Consider the following 1119-nt stretch of genomic DNA (forward strand, 5'->3'; position numbering starts at 1 on the left):
CAAGATGGATGGTGTGCCAGACTTCATTAAAGAACGTCACGTAAACCACGCTTACCAAGCGGACGAAGCCTACGGCAAAGGCTTAGAACTGGCGTTAGGTTTAGCGAAATAACCCACAGTAAATATTCCACAGTAAATAAAAAGGGAGGCGCACGTTGCACCTCCCAGTTAAGAGGAATTCGATATGATCAATTTAGACTTTTTCAAACTCTTCGATACCAAAGAGTTCTTCATCTACTACTGATTTTTGGCTACAGCCTTAATCAGTACTGACGTATCCATACGACCAAGCCCTTCACGTTGAAGGCCTGCGTACTGCTCGTCGACCATCTTAGTCAATGGAAGCTCAAGCCCAACACGCTCAGCTTCTTCCAAACAAAAGCCAAGGTCTTTGCGCATCCAATCAATCGCGAAGCCAAAATCAAACTTGTCTTGCGCCATGGTCGTGGCACGGTTTTCCATTTGCCATGAACCAGCAGCGCCGTGTTTCAGCGTCTCGACAACCTGTTCAATGTCTAAGCCAGATTTTTGCGCAAGCAAAAGTGCTTCACTCAAGCCCTGCAAAATACCACCGATACAGATTTGGTTTACCATTTTACAACGCTGTCCCTGACCATTTTCGCCCAGCAGAGTGATTTGTTTCGCGTACACATCCATCACAGGCGCAACATGGTCAAATACACTCGGTTCACCACCGCACATGATGGTCAACACGCCATTTTCTGCGCCCGCTTGACCGCCCGAGACTGGCGCATCGATAAAGTGATTGCCCACTTTTTTACACGCATCCGCCAGTTCCACAGCAAGTTCTGCCGAGGTTGTTGTGTGATCAACCAAAACCGCGCCCGCTTTGAGACCAACTAACAAGCCTTCTTCACCATACACCACGCTGCGTACGTCGTTATCATTACCAACACAAGTAAATACGATATCGCAACCTTCTGCCGCTTCTCGCGGTGTCTCGCACGCAATGCCATTGTATTCTGCAGCCCATTTATCAGCTTTGGCTTTGGTGCGGTTGTATACTTTGGTTTCATACCCCGCTTTGCTCAAATAGCCCGCCATTGGGTAGCCCATGACACCCAAACCAATAAATGCTACTCGTTGTTTTTCCATTGC

1 protein-coding gene is annotated in these 1119 nt (G+C 47.9%); it reads right to left on the reverse strand.

Annotated features, from left to right (window positions below; translation table 11 throughout):
* Positions 1-237: 237 nt before the first annotated feature.
* Positions 238-1116 (reverse strand): NAD(P)-dependent oxidoreductase, encoded by an 879-nt coding sequence (locus R7044_RS24230; RefSeq protein ID WP_005463052.1) that lies wholly within the window; start codon positions 1114-1116, stop codon positions 238-240.
* Positions 1117-1119 lie beyond the last annotated feature (3 nt).

It is taken from the genome of Vibrio sp. 1402 (assembly GCF_033340275.1).

Excerpts from the sequence above, each read along its gene's own strand:
- R7044_RS24230 (WP_005463052.1), bottom strand. The coding sequence starts at position 1,116 with ATGGAAAAACAACGAGTAGCATTTATTGGTTTGGGTGTCATGGGCTAC.